General features: G+C 42.3%; 11 protein-coding genes. 8 read left to right on the forward strand and 3 right to left on the reverse strand.

The genetic code is table 11. The features are described 5' to 3' along the window. Positions 1-9: 9 nt before the first annotated feature. The 7 genes from FBB35_RS04720 (at position 10) to FBB35_RS04750 (ending at position 12,619) form a co-directional block, all read left to right on the forward strand. Complete coding sequence (locus tag FBB35_RS04720; protein ID WP_174708684.1) at positions 10-894, forward strand: TIR domain-containing protein; 885 nt, start codon at positions 10-12, stop codon at positions 892-894. A 126-nt stretch (positions 895-1,020) separates the two neighbouring features. After that, the gene (locus FBB35_RS04725; RefSeq protein ID WP_174708685.1) at positions 1,021-3,669 is read left to right on the forward strand and encodes a tetratricopeptide repeat protein; all 2,649 of its coding nucleotides are present in this window, start codon (positions 1,021-1,023) and stop codon (positions 3,667-3,669) included. A 251-nt stretch (positions 3,670-3,920) separates the two neighbouring features. Next, a complete protein-coding gene (locus tag FBB35_RS04730; protein ID WP_174708686.1) occupies positions 3,921-4,814 on the forward strand; it encodes an alpha/beta fold hydrolase in 894 nt (297 codons plus the stop codon). A 147-nt stretch (positions 4,815-4,961) separates the two neighbouring features. Continuing rightward, positions 4,962-6,020, forward strand: coding sequence for a serine/threonine-protein kinase (locus FBB35_RS04735; protein WP_174708687.1), 1,059 nt, complete (start codon positions 4,962-4,964; stop codon positions 6,018-6,020). A gap of 283 nt (positions 6,021-6,303) precedes the next feature. Further along, positions 6,304-7,938 (forward strand): AAA-like domain-containing protein, encoded by a 1,635-nt coding sequence (locus FBB35_RS04740; RefSeq protein WP_174708688.1) that lies wholly within the window; start codon positions 6,304-6,306, stop codon positions 7,936-7,938. Between the two features lie 73 nt (positions 7,939-8,011). Beyond that, entirely contained in the window at positions 8,012-8,635 is a 624-nt protein-coding gene (locus tag FBB35_RS04745; protein WP_174708689.1) for a type I restriction enzyme HsdR N-terminal domain-containing protein, read from the forward strand. A 96-nt stretch (positions 8,636-8,731) separates the two neighbouring features. After that, positions 8,732-12,619 (forward strand): AAA-like domain-containing protein, encoded by a 3,888-nt coding sequence (locus FBB35_RS04750; protein WP_174708690.1) that lies wholly within the window; start codon positions 8,732-8,734, stop codon positions 12,617-12,619. Positions 12,620-12,755: 136 nt separating this feature from the next. On the opposite strand, the gene FBB35_RS04755 is transcribed toward FBB35_RS04750, so the two are convergent. From FBB35_RS04755 to FBB35_RS04765, 3 genes are all read right to left on the reverse strand, one after another. Further along, a complete protein-coding gene (locus FBB35_RS04755) occupies positions 12,756-12,944 on the reverse strand; it encodes a hypothetical protein (protein ID WP_174708691.1) in 189 nt (62 codons plus the stop codon). 106 nt (positions 12,945-13,050) lie between these two features. Continuing rightward, a complete protein-coding gene (locus FBB35_RS04760) occupies positions 13,051-13,758 on the reverse strand; it encodes a Uma2 family endonuclease (protein WP_174708692.1) in 708 nt (235 codons plus the stop codon). A gap of 63 nt (positions 13,759-13,821) precedes the next feature. Further along, positions 13,822-14,547 carry a Uma2 family endonuclease gene (locus tag FBB35_RS04765; RefSeq protein ID WP_174708693.1) on the reverse strand — a complete coding sequence of 242 codons (726 nt, stop codon included), beginning with the start codon at positions 14,545-14,547 and terminating at the stop codon, positions 13,822-13,824. 182 nt (positions 14,548-14,729) lie between these two features. On the opposite strand from FBB35_RS04765, the gene uvrA reads away from it, so the two are divergent. Further along, positions 14,730-17,618, forward strand: a complete 2,889-nt coding sequence (gene uvrA / locus FBB35_RS04770) for an excinuclease ABC subunit UvrA (protein WP_174708694.1) — start codon at positions 14,730-14,732, stop codon at positions 17,616-17,618. Positions 17,619-17,637: the final 19 nt, after the last annotated feature.

Consider the following 17,637-nt stretch of genomic DNA (forward strand, 5'->3'; position numbering starts at 1 on the left):
AAGAAAAAAATGAAGCCAGAAGTATTTTTAGAGCAAAAGGACGTTGTACCGTTAACTAGGGCACTGATACAAGTGCTAATACAAAACAATACAGTAAGCGATCGCTACAGTCTTCTGGATAATGCTGGCATCCATTCAGCATTCATTAGCAACTTAAGACTAGAGTCACAACCCAAAATCTTAGCTCAGGCTTTAGTTGCAGAATTTAGAAGATACCGTTTTGACAGCAGACGGCCAGATTATCATCCAATGGTTAATCTCTTAGAACACTTGTGCGAACTTGCAGAATTTTTAAGTCTGTCTGACGAAGATATGACCCTATTCAACCGGCTTTTTAAGGAAGGTCAGGAGAACTTTAAAGCCTTGAAAAATGCTAGTAAGATTGAGTTAACCCAAGACATAGATACTGTTTTGGTTCAACCACAACAGCCTAACTCTATAGTAGAACGCGAGCGAGTCTTTATTAGTTACAGCCACAAAGACAAAGCATGGTTGGATAGACTTCAGATTGTACTCAAACCATTATTGCGAAAACAAATAATCTCAGTTTGGGATGACACAAAAATTACAGCAGGCTCTTTATGGAGAGATGAAATCAATAATGCCTTAGCAGCAGCAAAAGTCGCTGTATTAATTGTGAGTGCAGATTTTTTAGGATCTGACTTTATTGCCGAGCATGAACTACCACCACTACTTGAAGCTGCTAAACAAGGACAACTGAAACTCATTTGGATATATTTGAGCGCTTGTGATGTGCCAACAGAAATTACTGCTTATCAGGCAGCACATAACACTTCTAAACCACTAAAGAGCTTGAGTTCGGCAGAGCAAGATGAAGTATTGGTTAACATTTGTAAGCAAATTGAACAAGCAGCAAATAAACCGATTTATTAAATTGGCGATCGCTTGATTTCGTCAGGCAGCAACTTTTATCTACTATGGATACCTAAACAGAGGCTGAATTAACGGATTTAGAAAATATTTTTATTTGGAGAGTCCAAAGAATTTAAAGGAATATCAATGAAATTTATTGATGCTAAAGAAAATTTTCAACTACGAGCGATTTTAAAGAGAATTCCACAATTTCAAACTGCTGATGATCGGAATGACTTTCTTTCCATCTGTGATTTAGAAGATTATTGTAGCTCAATTATTTTTGATAAAACATTAGATAATTTTGTCGTCCACCTTTTAGCTGTTCTCACAAAGGATTATGAGCTAGTTGAAGATTCAGAACTTTTAGGTTTAGTACTTTTGCTAGAACATCTTAAAATAGACGATTCTTTAAATGTAGAAGAGATTAATTTTATAGAGCTTGTTCTTAATAAATGGCGAACATGGCATTCTTCCAAAAATCAAAATATTCCACAAATATCTCAATTAGCCTTTGAAGGTACTATAACACCATCTGATTACTCATATCATATACCATCGCATGATACCTGGATCTTTACTGGTAGAGAGCAAGATTTAACTTGTTTAGAAAACTGGCTCATCAAAAGTAAAGGACAGCAAAGATATGGTGTAGTTGGGATATCAGGTACTCCGGGTGTGGGTAAGACAGCCCTAGCTTGCCAATTTGCCGAATTACATAAAGAAGACTTTCCTGATGGTGTTATTTGTCTAAGGGTAGATGGCTTAGATATGAACAAAATCGCTCAGGAATTTGCTGGTTTTTATCAAGAAAAAATAAAACCAGAAGATCGGCAGCGAGGAGCAGCCTATATCATGCAAAAAGTATTTGCACAACGACGGATCTTACTAATTTTTGATAATGCGGAAACAGATAAAATAAAAGCCCTAATTCCACCCTCAGATAAATGTTCTGTTATTATTACTGCACGTAATAAAGGTTTATTATTTTCCCTAGGAATTCCATTTAGAAGTCAAATTCAACTTTTTCCACTTTCGACTGAAGATGCCTTGAACTTACTCGAAAAGTTTGCAGCAGAACGTGTAGTAGCTGAGAAAAATTCGGCTCAAGAAATTATTAAGCTCGTAGGGAATTTACCTCTAGCATTGACAATAGCAGGTGCAACTTTACATCTGCAAAATAAAATCACACTTGCTAATTACGCGGCTTCATTACGCGAAGAAAAAACTCGATTAGACCTGTTAAAACTTGAGCATTTGGATGTTAGAGCCTCCTTTGAGTTAAGTCTAAAACTGTTAGAGAAAGAAACAATTAAGTTTTTTGCTTGCTTGAGTGTTTGTAGAGAAGGTGGTTTTTCTGTTTATGCAGCTAGAGCAGTAGCCAATTGCAACAAAGCAACTGCTCAACGCCAACTGAATTATTTATGCCAGCTTTCGCTGCTTAATGGAGCAGATAAGGGAGATAACTTATATGTACTGCACCCACTCATTCGCTTATTTGCTGGGGAAATATTAAGTGCTGATTCAATATTGAAACTAAAGGCTGAAGCTGGGAGGGCAGAGTTTTATCGTGGATTAGAAAGGCTGACAAACTTAAATTCAAAAAATCTCAAAGTTAAATCTATTTTTAAAAAAGAGCTAGGCGACATTATGGAGGCTGCTAAGTGGTACCACGAACAGGAAATTCCTAAATACGATTTTGCTTTCTGCATGTTGCCCTTTTTTGAAAAGTATGGATACTGGCAGCAAGCAGTTGAACTGATATCAGGATTTCAATTATTGGCAGAACGCCTTGGGGAGTGGGATATCGTTGTCCGATTTCGTATTCAACAAGCAAAATACTTATGTCAACTTGGCAAATTGTTACAAGCTCAAGAAATACTTGCTCCCATTGCAGACATTTTGGACAACATATCTCCACCAAATACCCGTCAGCTTTATGAGGCAATGTGGCTCAATATGTTGGGCGGGGTTATGCAACGACAAGGGCGATTTGATGAAGCTGTGGATACCTTCAAGCGTAGTGCAGCGATTGGTGAAAAACTCGGCAATCAAAAACATTTGGCAATGGTACTCAACAGTTTGGGTGGTGTATTGGAGCAGCAGAGGCGTTTTGATGAGGCTGTAGAGGTACTCCAGCAGAGTGCAGCTATTGAGGAGCAATTATGCAATCAACGTGGTTTGGCAAGGGTACTCACAAGTTTGGGTGGAGTGCTGCAACGGCAGGAACGCTACGAAGAAGCTTTGAAAATTCTTCAGCGCAGCTATACAATCCGCCAACAATTGGGCGACGAACATGGTCTGGCAATGGTACTCCACAGTATCGGGAGAGTTATGCGACGGTTAGGACAATTTGATGAAGCTGTAGATGCCTTCAAGCGTAGTGCTGTAATTGATGAGAAACTGGGCAACCAACCTGGTTTAGCAAAGATACTCAATGATTTAGGTACTTTACTGCTGCGTCGGCAAGGGCAATTTCAGGAAGCAATGGACGCACTAAAGCGCAGTGCTGCGATTAAGGAACAACTGGGGGATAAAATAGGTTTGGCAATGGTACATGCAGCTATGGGTAAAGCCTTGATAGCACACGGAGAACCTCAGCAAGCAACCACTGAACTCGAAAAAAGTTTTGTCATTAATGAAAGTATCAAGAATCATCAGGGTTTGGAAATTGTAACTCCAGAGTTGATTAAGTTACTTAAAAAACAAGGGCAACTTGAAGAAGCACAGGTTTATTGCAAGCGTGCGCTTGCTATTGCCCCTAGTAACAAAATCCTCTTAAAATTGTGCAATTAATTTTCTTACCACTATAAAAATAAATAAGATTTGAAGTTAATTTCAGGCGGAGTTTCTTCAATAAACTGGCTGATTGCTCTGAGAAACACGCATGTAGGGAAAGAAAAAGTTTTTATTTCATGCGTAGCGGGTGATACGCTGCTTGTGGATCTGCTCGTAATAAACTCGAATTGGTTTAACAATAGCATTTTGTCTGGAATTCCTGGAGTGGGATACATTAGCATAAAAACAATACTTTATTAATCTTAATAATGACTGTAAGTACACAGCAGCTTGCAACTCAAGACGCTTTTGAAAAATTCTTTTGGACTTGGCAGGGCTACAAAATTCAGTACACTGTCATGGGCACAGGACGACCTCTGGTACTGGTTCACGGCTTCGGTGCTTCCATTGGGCACTGGCGCAAAAATATCCCAGTTTTAGCTAATGCTGGCTACCAGGTATTTGCCATAGACCTTTTAGGCTTTGGCGGTTCCGATAAAGCGCCTATTGATTACAGTGTGGAAGTTTGGGTGGAACTGCTAAAAGATTTTTGCACAGCACACATACATGAACCTGCTGTATTTATTGGCAACTCCATCGGCGCACTTTTGAGCTTGATTGTACTGGTAGAACATCCAGAAATTGCTGCTGGTGGTATTTTGATTAACTCTGCGGGTGGGTTGAGTCATCGTCCCCACGAATTGAACCCGCCGTTACGTGTTGTGATGGCAGCTTTTAATCGGTTTGTGCGATCGCCAATTACAGGTAAATTTGTCTATAACCGCATCCGCCAAAAAGCCCAAATTCGCCGTACCCTCTACCAAGTTTACCGCGATCGCCAAGCCGTCACTGATGAATTAGTCGATTTACTTTATACTCCCTCTTGCGACCCAGGAGCGCAACAAGTCTTCGCTTCCATTCTCACAGCCCCTCCTGGCCCAAGCCCAGAGGAACTACTGCCCAAGGTAGAACGTCCTCTATTAGTAATTTGGGGTGCTGATGATCCCTGGACACCAATTACTGGGGCAAAGATTTACGAAGAGGCGCGTGAGAATGGCAAAGAAATCAAAATAGTTCCCATTCCGAATGCCGGTCATTGTCCGCACGATGAAGTTCCAGATGTTGTCAATGCCCAGATTATCGATTGGCTAACGCAAAATTAGTAATTTCATGCCAAGACGCAAATGCAAAGAGACTTTCTGTCAATGCGTCTTGGCCCATGCAGAGTAGAAATGGGGCTAAAAATCTGGGTGAGTGGCTCTTAATCTTTCTAATTGCATCTTGACAGAATATAACTCGTATGGTTTGTAATGGAGCTTGATGTGCGTAATGGACATAAAGAGGTAATTCCCTCAAATCACCATCCAGATTTTTCTCAACAAGGCTATCAAGTTATCAGCGAACTAGGACGCAACCGAGAAGGGGGACGAATTACTTACTTAGCTAATGTTCTCAATTCTAAGCAACAGGTAGTGATTAAAGAGTTTTGTTTTGCTCGGGTTGATGCTGATTTGTCAGGTGTGAAAGCATATCAGCGCGAAATCGAAATTTTGCAGCAACTCAATCATTCTCGCATCCCTCACTATATAGATTCTTTTGAAATACCAGGGGCTTTTTATCTGGTGCAGGAACATAAAAATGCCCCATCTTTAGGCTTAAAAAACAGCTTTCATCCAGAAGAGATTAAGCAAATTGCTCTGTCAATTTTAGAGCTTTTGGTTTATCTACAAAAGCAAGTTCCGCCAATTATTCATCGGGATATCAAACCAGAGAATATTTTGGTTGATGAGCAACTAAATGCTTATTTAGTTGATTTTGGATTAGCTAGGATACAGGGTGCAAAAATAGCTCTTAGCAGCTTTGTCGCAGGAACCCCAGGTTTTATGCCACCAGAAGAACAGTTTGGTCATTCCCTGACTGAGGCATCAGATTTATATAGTTTGGGAGCAACACTAATTTGCTTACTTACTAATACCCGTTCTGTTGATATTGGAAAATTAATTGATGATAACTACCGCTTTAATTTCCAGCAATTAGTTCCTCAAATCAGCCCGCGTTTTCGGTGGTGGTTAATGACAATGGTGGAACGTAACCGAAACCGTCGCTATGCTAATGCGGCTATTGCTTTAAAAGCACTTGAGCCAATTGAGGTTGTTGGTACTGACACTGGAATAGATAATTTAATCAGTACAATCAAACCTATAAAACGAGCTACAGTGCTGGGACTAGCCACTGTTATTACACTGGCTGTGATGGGGGCAACTTTGATGAGTTGTCAGCCTGGTAGTGCGGTTAGGCAATTGCTGGAAGCAAGAGAATGTCAAAGCTTGGATTTCAAAGCAAGTTGTCAACAAAAAACCGGAAATTAAGATTAATTAGGTTGCATCTGGCTAAAGATTACAGTCGTTTCCAATTGAATAGACTAGATGAGTAGGGGCACAATATATTGTGCCCCTAAAATTATGTGTATTCCACGCTTGTGAAAATTGTTGTCATTTTCACGAGTATTAAACACTCGTCAACGGAGTTCAGAGGTGGATGAATCCAGTTCAAATACTCGTTAACGGTAATGCACTATCAGTAATTGTGTAGTTATCTGCTGTAGTAAACTACATCTAAGCCAGAAGCCTGCATTCAATAGTTGATAGCGCTGTGAAAAAAATCCTGATTGTGTCAGCTAATCCCACAACGACAGACAAACTCCGCTTGGACGAGGAAGTAAGGGAAATTCAGGAAGGGTTGCAACGCTCTCGCAGCCGAGATAAGTTTGAACTGATTACTAAATGGGCAGTGCGGCCTGACGATTTGCGGCGTGCGCTTTTAGATCATAATCCTCATATCATCCATTTTTCAGGACATGGTGGAGGAAATCAAGGTTTAGCCTTGGAAAATAATACAGGGCAAATGCAGCTAGTGAGTACAGAGTCACTGGCAAGGCTATTTAAATTATTTAAAGACAAAGTTGAGTGTATATTATTAAATGCCTGTTACAGCGAGGTGCAAGCTGAGGCTATTTACCAACACATTAACTGTGTGGTTGGGATGAATCGGGCAATTGGCGATCGCGCCGCAATTAAATTTGCGGTAGGCTTTTATGATGCACTGGGCGCTGATAGGTCTTATGAGGATGCTTACGAGTTTGGCTGTAGCGCTATTGACTTAGAAAGTATTCCAGAATCTTCCACCCCAGTGCTGAAAAGTCGGAACAATCCCCAAGGTAATATCTCTGCGAACGAAACTATTCTAGATACCGAGATAAAACCATTAGTCACCTTAGAAAATCCAGAAGGGCAGGTATCTCTAAACTCTGCTTTTTATGTCGAGCGATCGCCTATTGAGGTAGACTGTTATGAAGCAATTCTCCAACCAGGGGCCTTAATTCGCATCAAAGCTCCCCGACAGATGGGCAAAACTTCGCTCATGTCGCGGGTTCTCCATCATGCTAGTCAACATAGCTATCAGACAGCACCCGTAAATTTCCAGTCAGCCGATGCAGAATTTCTCGCCAATTTAGATCAGTTTTTGCAGTGGTTCTGTGCCAGCATTACTTACGAACTGAATCTACCAGAGAAGCTAGACGAGTATTGGAAGGGTGTTTTAGGTAGTAAGAATAAATGTACAAATTACTTTCAACGGTATTTATTACCCGCCATTAATAACCCCATAGCTTTGGGTTTGGATGAAGTCGATGAAGTCTTTAAGCATCCCACAATTGCGGCTGATTTTTTTGGATTACTACGAGCTTGGCATGAACGGTCAAAGAATGAGACAGTTTGGAAAAATCTCCGGTTGGTGATTGTGCATTCTAAGGAAGTTTATATACCGCTCAATATTAATCAGTCGCCTTTTAATGTCGGCTTACCCATTGAGTTGCCAGACTTAAATAAAATACAAGTACAAAACTTGGTACAGCGTCACGGACTCAATTGGCCTGAATCACAAATTGAAGAATTAATGACACTCGTCGGTGGTCATCCTTATTTAGTGCGGGTAGCGCTTTATGAAATTGCTCGTAGTAGGATGACGCTGGAAAATCTGCAAAAAATCGCGGCAACCGAGGAAGGCCTTTACAGCGACCATTTACGCCGCCATTGGCTGAATTTGCAAGAGGATGCAGAATTGCTAGCGGCGGTGAAACAAGTGATGACAGCAAATCGCGCCGTGGATGTAGGCACAACTGAAGGGTTTAAACTCCGCAGTATGGGGCTAGTTAAGTTTCAAGGTAATCAAGTAGTGCCACTGTGTAAATTGTATCGTCAATATTTTGGGCGATCGCTTGGGAATTAAAAATTAAAAAAGTACATTAGGAAGACCTGAAATACTTTCATCTGCAATTACCATTTAACTAAAAGGCTCAAAAATGGTTCTACTTATTCAAGGAAAAGATATCACCCTAGCCCAACTCATCGATGAATTTGGTCTACACCTTGCAGACGAACTTTTTTTTTCAGAGTGGCAGCAAGATTTACCTGAGTTGAGTGATTTAGAAAAACAATCTCTCAACGAAGTTAAGACAGAATATTTGCATCTATCGAAATATCCTATTTTGGAACCTGTAGTCAAAATGGTAGTGCTATCTCCACTATTGCGCCTAGCAGGTTTTTATCAACCGCCTTTCTACATCGCCTCAGAACAAGAGGTCAGAATTTCTTCCGAAGACGAAGGCATGATTATTAGAGGACGTATTGACATCTTGGTGTTCCATCCTCCACTTTGGGTTCTCGTTATTGAGGCAAAACGAGCAGATTACTCCTTAGTGCCAGCAATTCCGCAAGCGTTGGCTTATATGTTGGCAGATGCAACTTCGGCTAAACCTGTTTTTGGGTTTGTCACCAATGGTAATGAATTTAGATTTATCAAACTGCTAAAAACTGAAACTCCGCAATATGCTCTATCTGATTTGTTTGCTTTAGATAGTCGTGATGACATATATATTGTCTTGAAAGTTTTAAAGCGCCTAGCTCATTTAATTCGTAATTCGTAATGTTGTTGGGTGTGTTATACCATTGGCTAACACACCATCCCAAGACCAAACTAGCTTGGATTTCATAATTTTGAATGAGTGAATTTTTAATTGTTTATGACCCAGTACCAATATCAAGTCGGTGGTAGTCTGCCTCAAAATGCACCAACTTATGTTAGACGGCAAGCTGACCATGACCTCTATGAAGGCTTGAAGGCTGGGGATTTTTGTTATGTACTCAATTCTCGGCAGATGGGGAAATCTAGCTTGCGGGTGCAGGTGATGCAGCAGTTGCAAACAGAGGGATTTGCTTGTGCCGTTGTTGATATTACAGCTATTGGGACGGCAGATATTACCCCAGAACAGTGGTATGCCGGGGTGATTGATACTCTGGTGGGAAGTTTTAATATTTATACAAATTTTGATTTAGATACTTGGTGGACTGATAACGGTTTGCTATCACCAGTACAGCACTTTAGCAAGTTTATTGAAACGATTTTACTTCAAAAAATTACTGAAAAGATTGTTGTTTTTATTGATGAAATTGACAGCATTCTAAGTCTTTCATTCAACTTGGATGATTTTTTTGCAGTTATCCGCGATTGCTATAACCGACGAGCAGACCATCCTGAATATAATCGCCTCACCTTTGCTTTGATTGGAGTATCTACGCCTTCAGATTTGATTCAAGACAAACGCCGGACACCTTTTAATATTGGACAGGCAATTGATTTAACTGGCTTTCAACTCCGAGAGGCGCAACCCTTGGCACAGGGATTGGCAGAAGTGGGTGATTCTCAAGAGTTGATGCAGGTAGTGCTGGATTGGACGGGAGGACAGCCGTTTTTGACGCAAAAAGTTTGTAAGTTACTGGTGCAGGGGGGACTGGAGACTAGGAATTGGGGAATAGAGATTAGGGACTGGGTGGAAGAGTTGGTACGCGAGGGGATTATTGAGAATTGGGAGACGCAAGATGAGCCTGAGCATTTGAAGACGATTCGAGACAGAATTTTGCAGAGTGGAGAACAGCGGACTGGGCGATTATTGGGATTGTATCAGCAGATTTTGCAGCAAGGAGAGATAGCAACTGATGATAGTGCTGAACAAACGGAACTACGGTTGACGGGGTTAGTGGTGAAGCGAGAGGGGAAACTGCGAGTTTATAACCGGATTTATGCAGAGGTGTTTAAACAGGAATGGTGCAAAAAGATTTTAGCAAACTTGCGCCCCTACTCCGATACATTTAATGCCTGGGCTGAGTCGGAACGTCAAGAAGAGTCGCGTTTGTTGCGGGGAAAGACTTTGCATGATGCTCAAGAATGGGCAGTCGGTAAAAGTTTGAGTGACTTGGACTATCGGTTTTTAGCTGCTAGCCAAGAGTTAGCAAAGCGCGATGTGCAGAAAAGGCTGGAAGCAGAGGAACAGGCAAAGCAAGTTTTAGCAGAGGCGAACCACAAAGCTAATCAACGTATTCGTATTGGTTCTTTAGTGTTAGGACTGACTGTGCTGGGGGCAGTTGCATCATTAATATTTGCTCAATATCAATTAGGGCAAGCACGAACAGCAAGGACAGAAACAGATAATGCTCAAAGTGAATTAGAAAAAGCAAAAACAGAAACCACAGCAACTAAGCAAGATAATCAGCAAATATCGGCAGACAATAAAAAAATATCCGAACAAGCTGCACAGGCAAAACAGAATCTTGGTAACGCAACTTCAAAACTGAATGCTGCAAATGTCGAAGTGAATCAGGCACAGCAAAACCTGAAACTAGCCCAAAACAAAGTGGCAGCAGCTAGCGCAAAGGCTAGTCAAGCTGAAGTACAGGCAAACCAAGCAATTCAACAACGGCAAGAGGCACAACAGCAGCGTCAAAAAGCTGTTGCAGATTTAAATCGGGCAAGGCAAGAACAAAAGCAGGCTCAAATTGCTCTGAATGCGGCAGTTAATGCCCGCACAATTGCTTTAACGGCTACCCGATTGGAACAAGACGGAACAAATGCATTGCGACTGTTTGATTCAAACGAAATTGATGCTCTGCTGTTAGCAATGCAGGCAGCAAGAACATTAAAAAGTTTGGTTAAGGATAAACAATTTTTAGCAGACTATCCAGCATACAGCTTTTTATTTAGCTTACAGAGAATTCTATCTAATATTCATGAACAAAATCGTCTGGAAGGGCATAGCAATGCGGTCGCAAGTGTGGTGTTCAGCCTGGATGGCAAAACTTTAGCTTCCGCTAGTTTTGACAAGACCATCAAATTATGGAATCGGGAGATTGGCAAAGAAATTATCACTCTGACTGGGCATAGCGATTTAGTCAACAGTGTCGTGTTCAGCCCGGATGGCAAAACTTTAGCTTCTGCCAGTCGTGACAGGACTATCAAATTGTGGAATTTGGATACGGGCAAAGAAATTACCACTCTGACTGGGCATAGCGATGCGGTCAACAGTGTTGTGTTCAACCCGGATGGCAAAACTTTAGCTTCTGCCAGTCGTGACAGGACTATCAAATTGTGGAATTTGGATACGGGCAAAGAAATTACCACTCTGACTGGGCATAGCGATGCGGTCAACAGTGTGGTGTTCAGCCCGGATGGCAAAACTTTAGCTTCTGCCAGTTCTGACAAGACCATCAAATTGTGGAATCTGGACACGGGCAAAGAAATTACCACTCTGACTGGGCATAGCAATTGGGTCAACAGTGTGGTGTTCAGCCCGGATGGCAAAACTTTAGCTTCCGCCAGTTTTGACAGGACTATCAAATTGTGGAATCTGGACATGGGCAAAGAAATTACCACTCTGACTGGGCATAGCAATGAGGTCGTAAGTGTGGTGTTCAGCCCGAATGGCAAAACTTTAGCTTCCGCCAGTTTTGACAGGACTATCAAATTGTGGAATCTGGACACGGGCAAAGAAATTACCACTCTGACTGGGCATAGCAATGAGGTCTTCAGCGTCGCCTTTAGCCCCGATGGCAAAGCTTTAGCTTCCGCTAGTGCCGACGGGAGTATCAAATTTTGGAATCTGGACATGGGTAAAGAAATTACCACTCTGATTGGGCATAGCAATGGGGTAATCAGCATCGCCTTTAGCCCGAATGGAAAAACTTTAGCTTCTGCCAGTTCTGACAAGACCATCAAATTGTGGAATCTGGACACAGGCAAAGAAATTACCACTTTGACTGGGCATAGCAATGCGGCCTACAGCGCCGTTTTCAGCCCGAATGGAAAAACTTTAACTTCCGCTAGTGTCGACGGGACTATCAAATTGTGGAATTGGGAGACGGGTAAAGAAATTACCACTTTGACTGGGCATAGCAATGCGGTCTACAGCGTCGCCTTTAGCCCCGATGGCAAAACTTTAGCTTCTGCCAGTTCTGACAAGACCATCAAATTATGGAATTTGGACATGGGTAAAGAAATTACCACTCTGACTGGGCATAGCAATGAGGTTTATAGGGTGGTATTCAGCCCTGATGGTAAAACTTTAGCTTCCGCCAGTTCTGACAAGACCATCAAATTATGGAATTTGGACACGGGTAAAGAAATTACCACTCTGACTGGGCATAGTGATGCAGTCAATTGCGTCGTCTTCAGCCCTGATGGCAAAACTTTAGCTTCTGCCAGTTCTGACAAGACTATCAAATTGTGGAATTTAGATACGGGCAAAGAAATTACTACTCTAACTGGACATAGTAATGGGGTAATCAGCGTCGTCTTCAGCCCCGATGGCAATACTTTAGCTTCCGCCAGTTTTGACAAGACTATCAAATTGTGGAATCTGGACACAGGCAAAGAAATTACCACTCTGACTGGGCATAGCAGTTGGGTCTACGGCGTCGTTTTCAGCCCAGATGGCAAAACTTTAGCTTCTGCCAGTACTGATAATACAATCAAATTGTGGAATCTGAATCTTGATGATTTATTAGCACAGGGTTGCAGTTGGCTCAAGAGTTATTTGATTAGTCATCCTAATGCGGTTAAGGTGTGTCCAAGGCAGTAGGGGGAGGGTAAGCAGGGGGGCAGAGGAGCAGAGGAGCAGGAGTGTAGGTGATGGGTGCCGCAGCTACGCCCGTTGTAGATATAGCCTGTGGTAATTCTAAGTTTAAATATAGAGTGTGAGGCGATCGCTCGGTAAATTAGAGATGCGATCGCACTTCTAAACTCGGCGTTTCGAGTTCCGAATACCAGTAGCCGAGTAAAAAGGCCGAAGTTTCGCGTTCCGAACACCAATGGCCGAGCAAAAAGGTGGAAGTTCCGAGTTCCAAACACGAATAGCCGAGCAAAAAGGTGGAAGTTCCGAGTTCTGAACACGAATAGCCGAGCAAAAAGGCTGAAGTTCCGAGTTCCGAACACCAATGGCCGAGCAAAAAGGTCGAACTTCCGAGTTCTGAACACGAATGCCCGAGTAAAAAGGTCGAACTTCCGAGTTAGTTAAACCTCCGGTTCGACTCCCAGCGCTTTTAACTGAGCGGCTAATCTCTCTGCACGCTGGCGTTCTTTTGCTGCTAACTCCAAACCCCACAGTAATAATTCGCCGTTTTCATCCCACCAACGTAACCAATAACCTGAGCGGTTTTCTCGGCTTCCTTGCCATACGCCTAAAAACAAGTTCATTTCGACAATCCAGTCACGATTATTCGCATCTGGTGTTTGCAGTTGATAATATCCTAAATCATCTCGCCGATAAACTTCTAACACTCCTTGCTCTGGTTCAAAAATGGCATAGTTTGGCACTTGTAAAATCTGCTCATAATAAAACCATTTAGCAGGGGGATAGGTCGGTTTACTAGAATACTCTCCACCTTCTGTATCTGAGAGAAATTCCATCACAATTAGGGGAATATCGCCTTGGAGTCGTGGCATATAACTGCGCTTCACTTCTTCTCGTGAGACTCGAATAGATAATACATATCCCCAATCTGGTGCTTTGACGACAAATCGATTATTCAAGGTGGCGCAGATATTGTAGTTAGTGATGGTTAAAGCATCGGTGGGTAATCTGCCAGCAAGTTCCAAGCTTTCTGTTAAAGCAGCAGCCAAGAGTGGCTGATTAATGTTATCCACTGGCTCGTTGTCTAAAACAAAATCATCAGGTAACTTTTCCCAGGTGACATTATGAGTGGCTGCATTGGCTAGCATAATCAGAATATTTCAAGTACAAATTCAATTTCTAATAGCCCAATTAAAAAATTGCACACGGCGTTACTCCTGAGCAAAGGTTCGCACTTCTTCCACTGACAATCCCAAAGCTTGGGCAATCTGTTCGATGCTCAAATCCATTTGCAATAATCGGGGTATGGCATCTCTTCTGGCTTGTTCTGCTTGTTCTGCTCGTTGTCGTTCTTGTTCGGCGTTGCGAGAAATGTCTGTATAACTCAAAAATCTTTCTCCATCAGGACGATATAGCTGCAAACCTTCTGGTGATGGAGCAAAGCGAATTTTTAACCGAGGACTGACCCAATCTTCCATTAGGGGGATGACATTTAACCCGTCTTCGCCACGCAACCATCCATGCAAATTATTTCGCTCAGGATCGTAAATGTAGTACTCTTCCACGCTGTAGCGATCGTAGAAAAGTAATTTTTTGTCCATTTCAGTTTGGGTGTTGCTGGGAGAAAGAATTTCAAACACCACTTGCGGTGCAATTCCCTCTTCTTTCCATTGTTGGTAGCACAAGCGATCGCCTTTTGGTCTACCCAATACCACCATCACATCTGGGGCGTTAACGATTTTGTTACGTCCCTCTACCGGATACCAAAACAAATCCCCGGCGACAAAAACATTTGGATCGTCAGCAAATAGCCACTCGATATTCTGCTTAATTTCTACAATCCAGCTAAACTGTATGGTATTATTAGCAACTAATTGTCCGTCACTATCTAGGTAGATGATCTCTGGCTGGGTCGGCGGTTGGATTTGCGATACCATAGCTTCGCCCTCAGAAGGATATTTAATCAGGATGCTTCCAAATTAGCAGACTGTTAAGGATGTCTGCGCCATGAATCTGGAACGATAACTAACTAAAACAGTACGATTGTTCTACTATAAACTAATTAAAGATAGTATTATTAAGGACTGTTTCATAAGAAACTCCTTCTTCGCCGCCCAATATGTCAGACAAACAGCTAGCAGCATCCTTGAATGGACATCTTCCGTACCCCAGCCACAACAGCCAGAATACCATTCGGATTCGGGGTGCTAGGCAGCATAATCTGAAAAATATTGACTTGGAATTGCCACGCAATCGCCTAATCGTATTCACTGGCGTTTCTGGTTCTGGTAAGTCTTCCCTAGCCTTTGATACCATTTTCGCTGAAGGGCAACGTCGTTATGTAGAATCCCTCAGCGCCTACGCACGGCAATTTTTAGGACAACTGGATAAGCCGGATGTCGAAGCAATTGAAGGCTTAAGCCCAGCAATTTCTATTGACCAAAAGTCTACGTCTCATAACCCGCGTTCCACTGTGGGTACGGTGACAGAGATTTACGACTATTTGCGGCTGTTGTTTGGTCGAGCTGGCGAACCCCATTGTCCGATATGCGATCGCTGTATTGCACCCCAGACAATCGATGAGATGTGCGATCGCATCATGGAATTACCTGATCGCACCCGCTTCCAAATCCTTGCACCCGTTGTTCGGGGAAAGAAGGGCACACACCGTAAGCTTTTGTCAAGTCTGGCTTCTCAAGGTTTTGTCCGCGTGCGGATTAATGGCGAGATCCGCGAACTGTCAGATTCCATTGAATTGGATAAAAATTTTACCCACACCATCGAAGTGGTAATTGACCGCTTGGTGAAAAAGGCTGATATTCAAGAACGTTTGGTTGATTCCCTCTCTACATGTCTCAAGCAATCCGGTGGTATTGCAGCCATTCTGGTGAGTTTGCTTGGTGACGATGGACAAGAGAAAGAAGAAGAATTAGTATTTTCCGAAAACTTTGCTTGTCCAGAACATGGCGCGGTAATGGAGGAACTATCACCGCGATTGTTCTCCTTTAACTCACCTTATGGTGCTTGTCCGCACTGTCATGGCATCGGGACTTTAAGGAGATTTGCACCAGACTTGATTGTACCTGACTGGGAAGCGCCAGTTTATGCTGCGATCGCGCCTTGGTCAGAAAAAGATAATTCTTATTACTTGGAATTACTCTATAGCGTCGGGCAGATTTATGGATTTGAGTTACAGACAAATTGGGTCAAACTGACAGAAGAACAGCAGCAAATTATTTTGTTCGGCGAGAAAGATGAACGAGCCGCAGAGGCAAAGAGAAAGCAGAGTTTTAAAGGTGCTATTCCAATTTTGCAACGACAATATGAGGGTGGTTCGGAATTAGTTAAGCAAAAATTAGAGCAGTATTTAATCGATCAACCGTGTGAGGTTTGTAAGGGAAAACGGTTAAAACCGGAAGCCTTGGCGGTGAAGTTGGGACAATATGGAATTTTAGAATTGACTACCGTATCAATTCGGGATTGTCGGGAGAGAATTGAGCAATTTAAGTTGAGCGATCGCCAGTTACAAATTGCTGATTTAGTTCTGAGAGAAATCAAAGCTAGATTGCAGTTTTTGTTGGATGTCGGTTTAGATTATCTCACTCTTGACCGTCCCGCCATGACTCTTTCTGGTGGCGAAGCCCAACGAATTCGTCTAGCAACGCAAATTGGTTCTGGATTAACAGGAGTTCTCTATGTTTTAGATGAACCGAGTATTGGTTTGCATCAACGAGATAATGGCAGGTTGCTCAAAACTTTAACTAAATTGCGCGATTTGGGTAATACATTAATTGTTGTTGAACACGATGAAGAAACAATTCGTGCAGCCAACCATATAGTTGATATTGGCCCTGGTGCAGGAATCCACGGCGGAAATATAATCGCCCAAGGTGATTTTGAGGCGTTGTTAGCAGCAGAAGATTCCTTGACGGGTGCATATTTATCAGGAAGGCGAGTAATTACCACACCAGCAGAACGCCGAGAAGGAAATGGGCGCAGTTTGGGAATTAAAAATGCCCATCGGAACAATTTACAAAATATAGATGTAGACATTCCATTAGGTAAACTCGTTTCCATCACTGGTGTGTCTGGTTCTGGCAAATCTACCCTGATTAACGAATTACTATATCCATCTCTGCAACACCATTTAACTAAGAAAGTTCCCTTACCCAGACATTTGGATAAAATTCAGGGATTAAACGCGATTGATAAAGCGATCGTTATCGATCAATCTCCCATTGGACGCACACCACGTTCTAACCCTGCAACTTACACAGGAATTTTTGATGCGATTCGGGATGTATTTTCCCAAACAGTAGAAGCCAAAGCTAGGGGTTACAAACCCGGACAATTTTCCTTTAACGTTAAAGGTGGACGTTGCGAAGCTTGTAGCGGACAGGGTGTGAATGTGATTGAAATGAACTTTCTCCCTGATGTTTACGTGCAATGCGAAATTTGTAAGGGTGCCAGATACAACCGCGAAACTTTGCAGGTGAAGTACAAAGATAAGTCTATCTCTGATGTCCTGAGAATGACAGTTGAGGAGAGTTTAGACTTCTTTCAGAATATACCCAAAGCGATCGCGCGTTTGCAAACTTTATTTGATGTCGGCTTGGGTTATGTCCAACTAGGACAACCTGCGACTACCTTATCAGGTGGTGAAGCGCAACGGGTAAAATTGGCAACAGAACTATCTCGACGCGCCACAGGTAAGACACTTTATTTAATAGATGAACCGACAACAGGGTTATCTTTTTACGATGTTCACAAATTATTAGATGTGTTGCAACGATTGGTAGATAAAGGTAATTCAATATTAGTAATTGAACATAACTTAGATGTAATTCGTTGTTCTGATTGGGTAATAGATTTGGGGCCAGAAGGTGGCGACAAAGGAGGAGAATTGATTGCTGTAGGTACACCAGAGGAAGTTGCAAAAAACCCCAGGTCTTATACTGGGCAATATTTAAAGCAAGTTTTGAAACAGTATCCGGCGATGAAATCTTAGTCTTTCCCAAGTAGGGTGC

This window comes from Nostoc sp. TCL240-02, from assembly GCF_013343235.1.
Lineage (GTDB): Bacteria > Cyanobacteriota > Cyanobacteriia > Cyanobacteriales > Nostocaceae > Nostoc.

Bases quoted from the DNA above. Each gene is read 5' to 3' on its own strand.
- FBB35_RS04765 (WP_174708693.1), bottom strand. From the start codon at position 14,547: ATGGTATCGCAAATCCAACCGCCGACCCAGCCAGAGATCATCTACCTA.
- FBB35_RS04720 (WP_174708684.1), top strand. From the start codon at position 10: ATGAAGCCAGAAGTATTTTTAGAGCAAAAGGACGTTGTACCGTTAACT.
- FBB35_RS04725 (WP_174708685.1), top strand. From the start codon at position 1,021: ATGAAATTTATTGATGCTAAAGAAAATTTTCAACTACGAGCGATTTTA.
- FBB35_RS04760 (WP_174708692.1), bottom strand. From the start codon at position 13,758: ATGCTAGCCAATGCAGCCACTCATAATGTCACCTGGGAAAAGTTACCT.
- FBB35_RS04735 (WP_174708687.1), top strand. From the start codon at position 4,962: ATGGAGCTTGATGTGCGTAATGGACATAAAGAGGTAATTCCCTCAAAT.
- FBB35_RS04750 (WP_174708690.1), top strand. From the start codon at position 8,732: ATGACCCAGTACCAATATCAAGTCGGTGGTAGTCTGCCTCAAAATGCA.
- FBB35_RS04745 (WP_174708689.1), top strand. From the start codon at position 8,012: ATGGTTCTACTTATTCAAGGAAAAGATATCACCCTAGCCCAACTCATC.
- uvrA (WP_174708694.1), top strand. From the start codon at position 14,730: ATGTCAGACAAACAGCTAGCAGCATCCTTGAATGGACATCTTCCGTAC.
- FBB35_RS04730 (WP_174708686.1), top strand. From the start codon at position 3,921: ATGACTGTAAGTACACAGCAGCTTGCAACTCAAGACGCTTTTGAAAAA.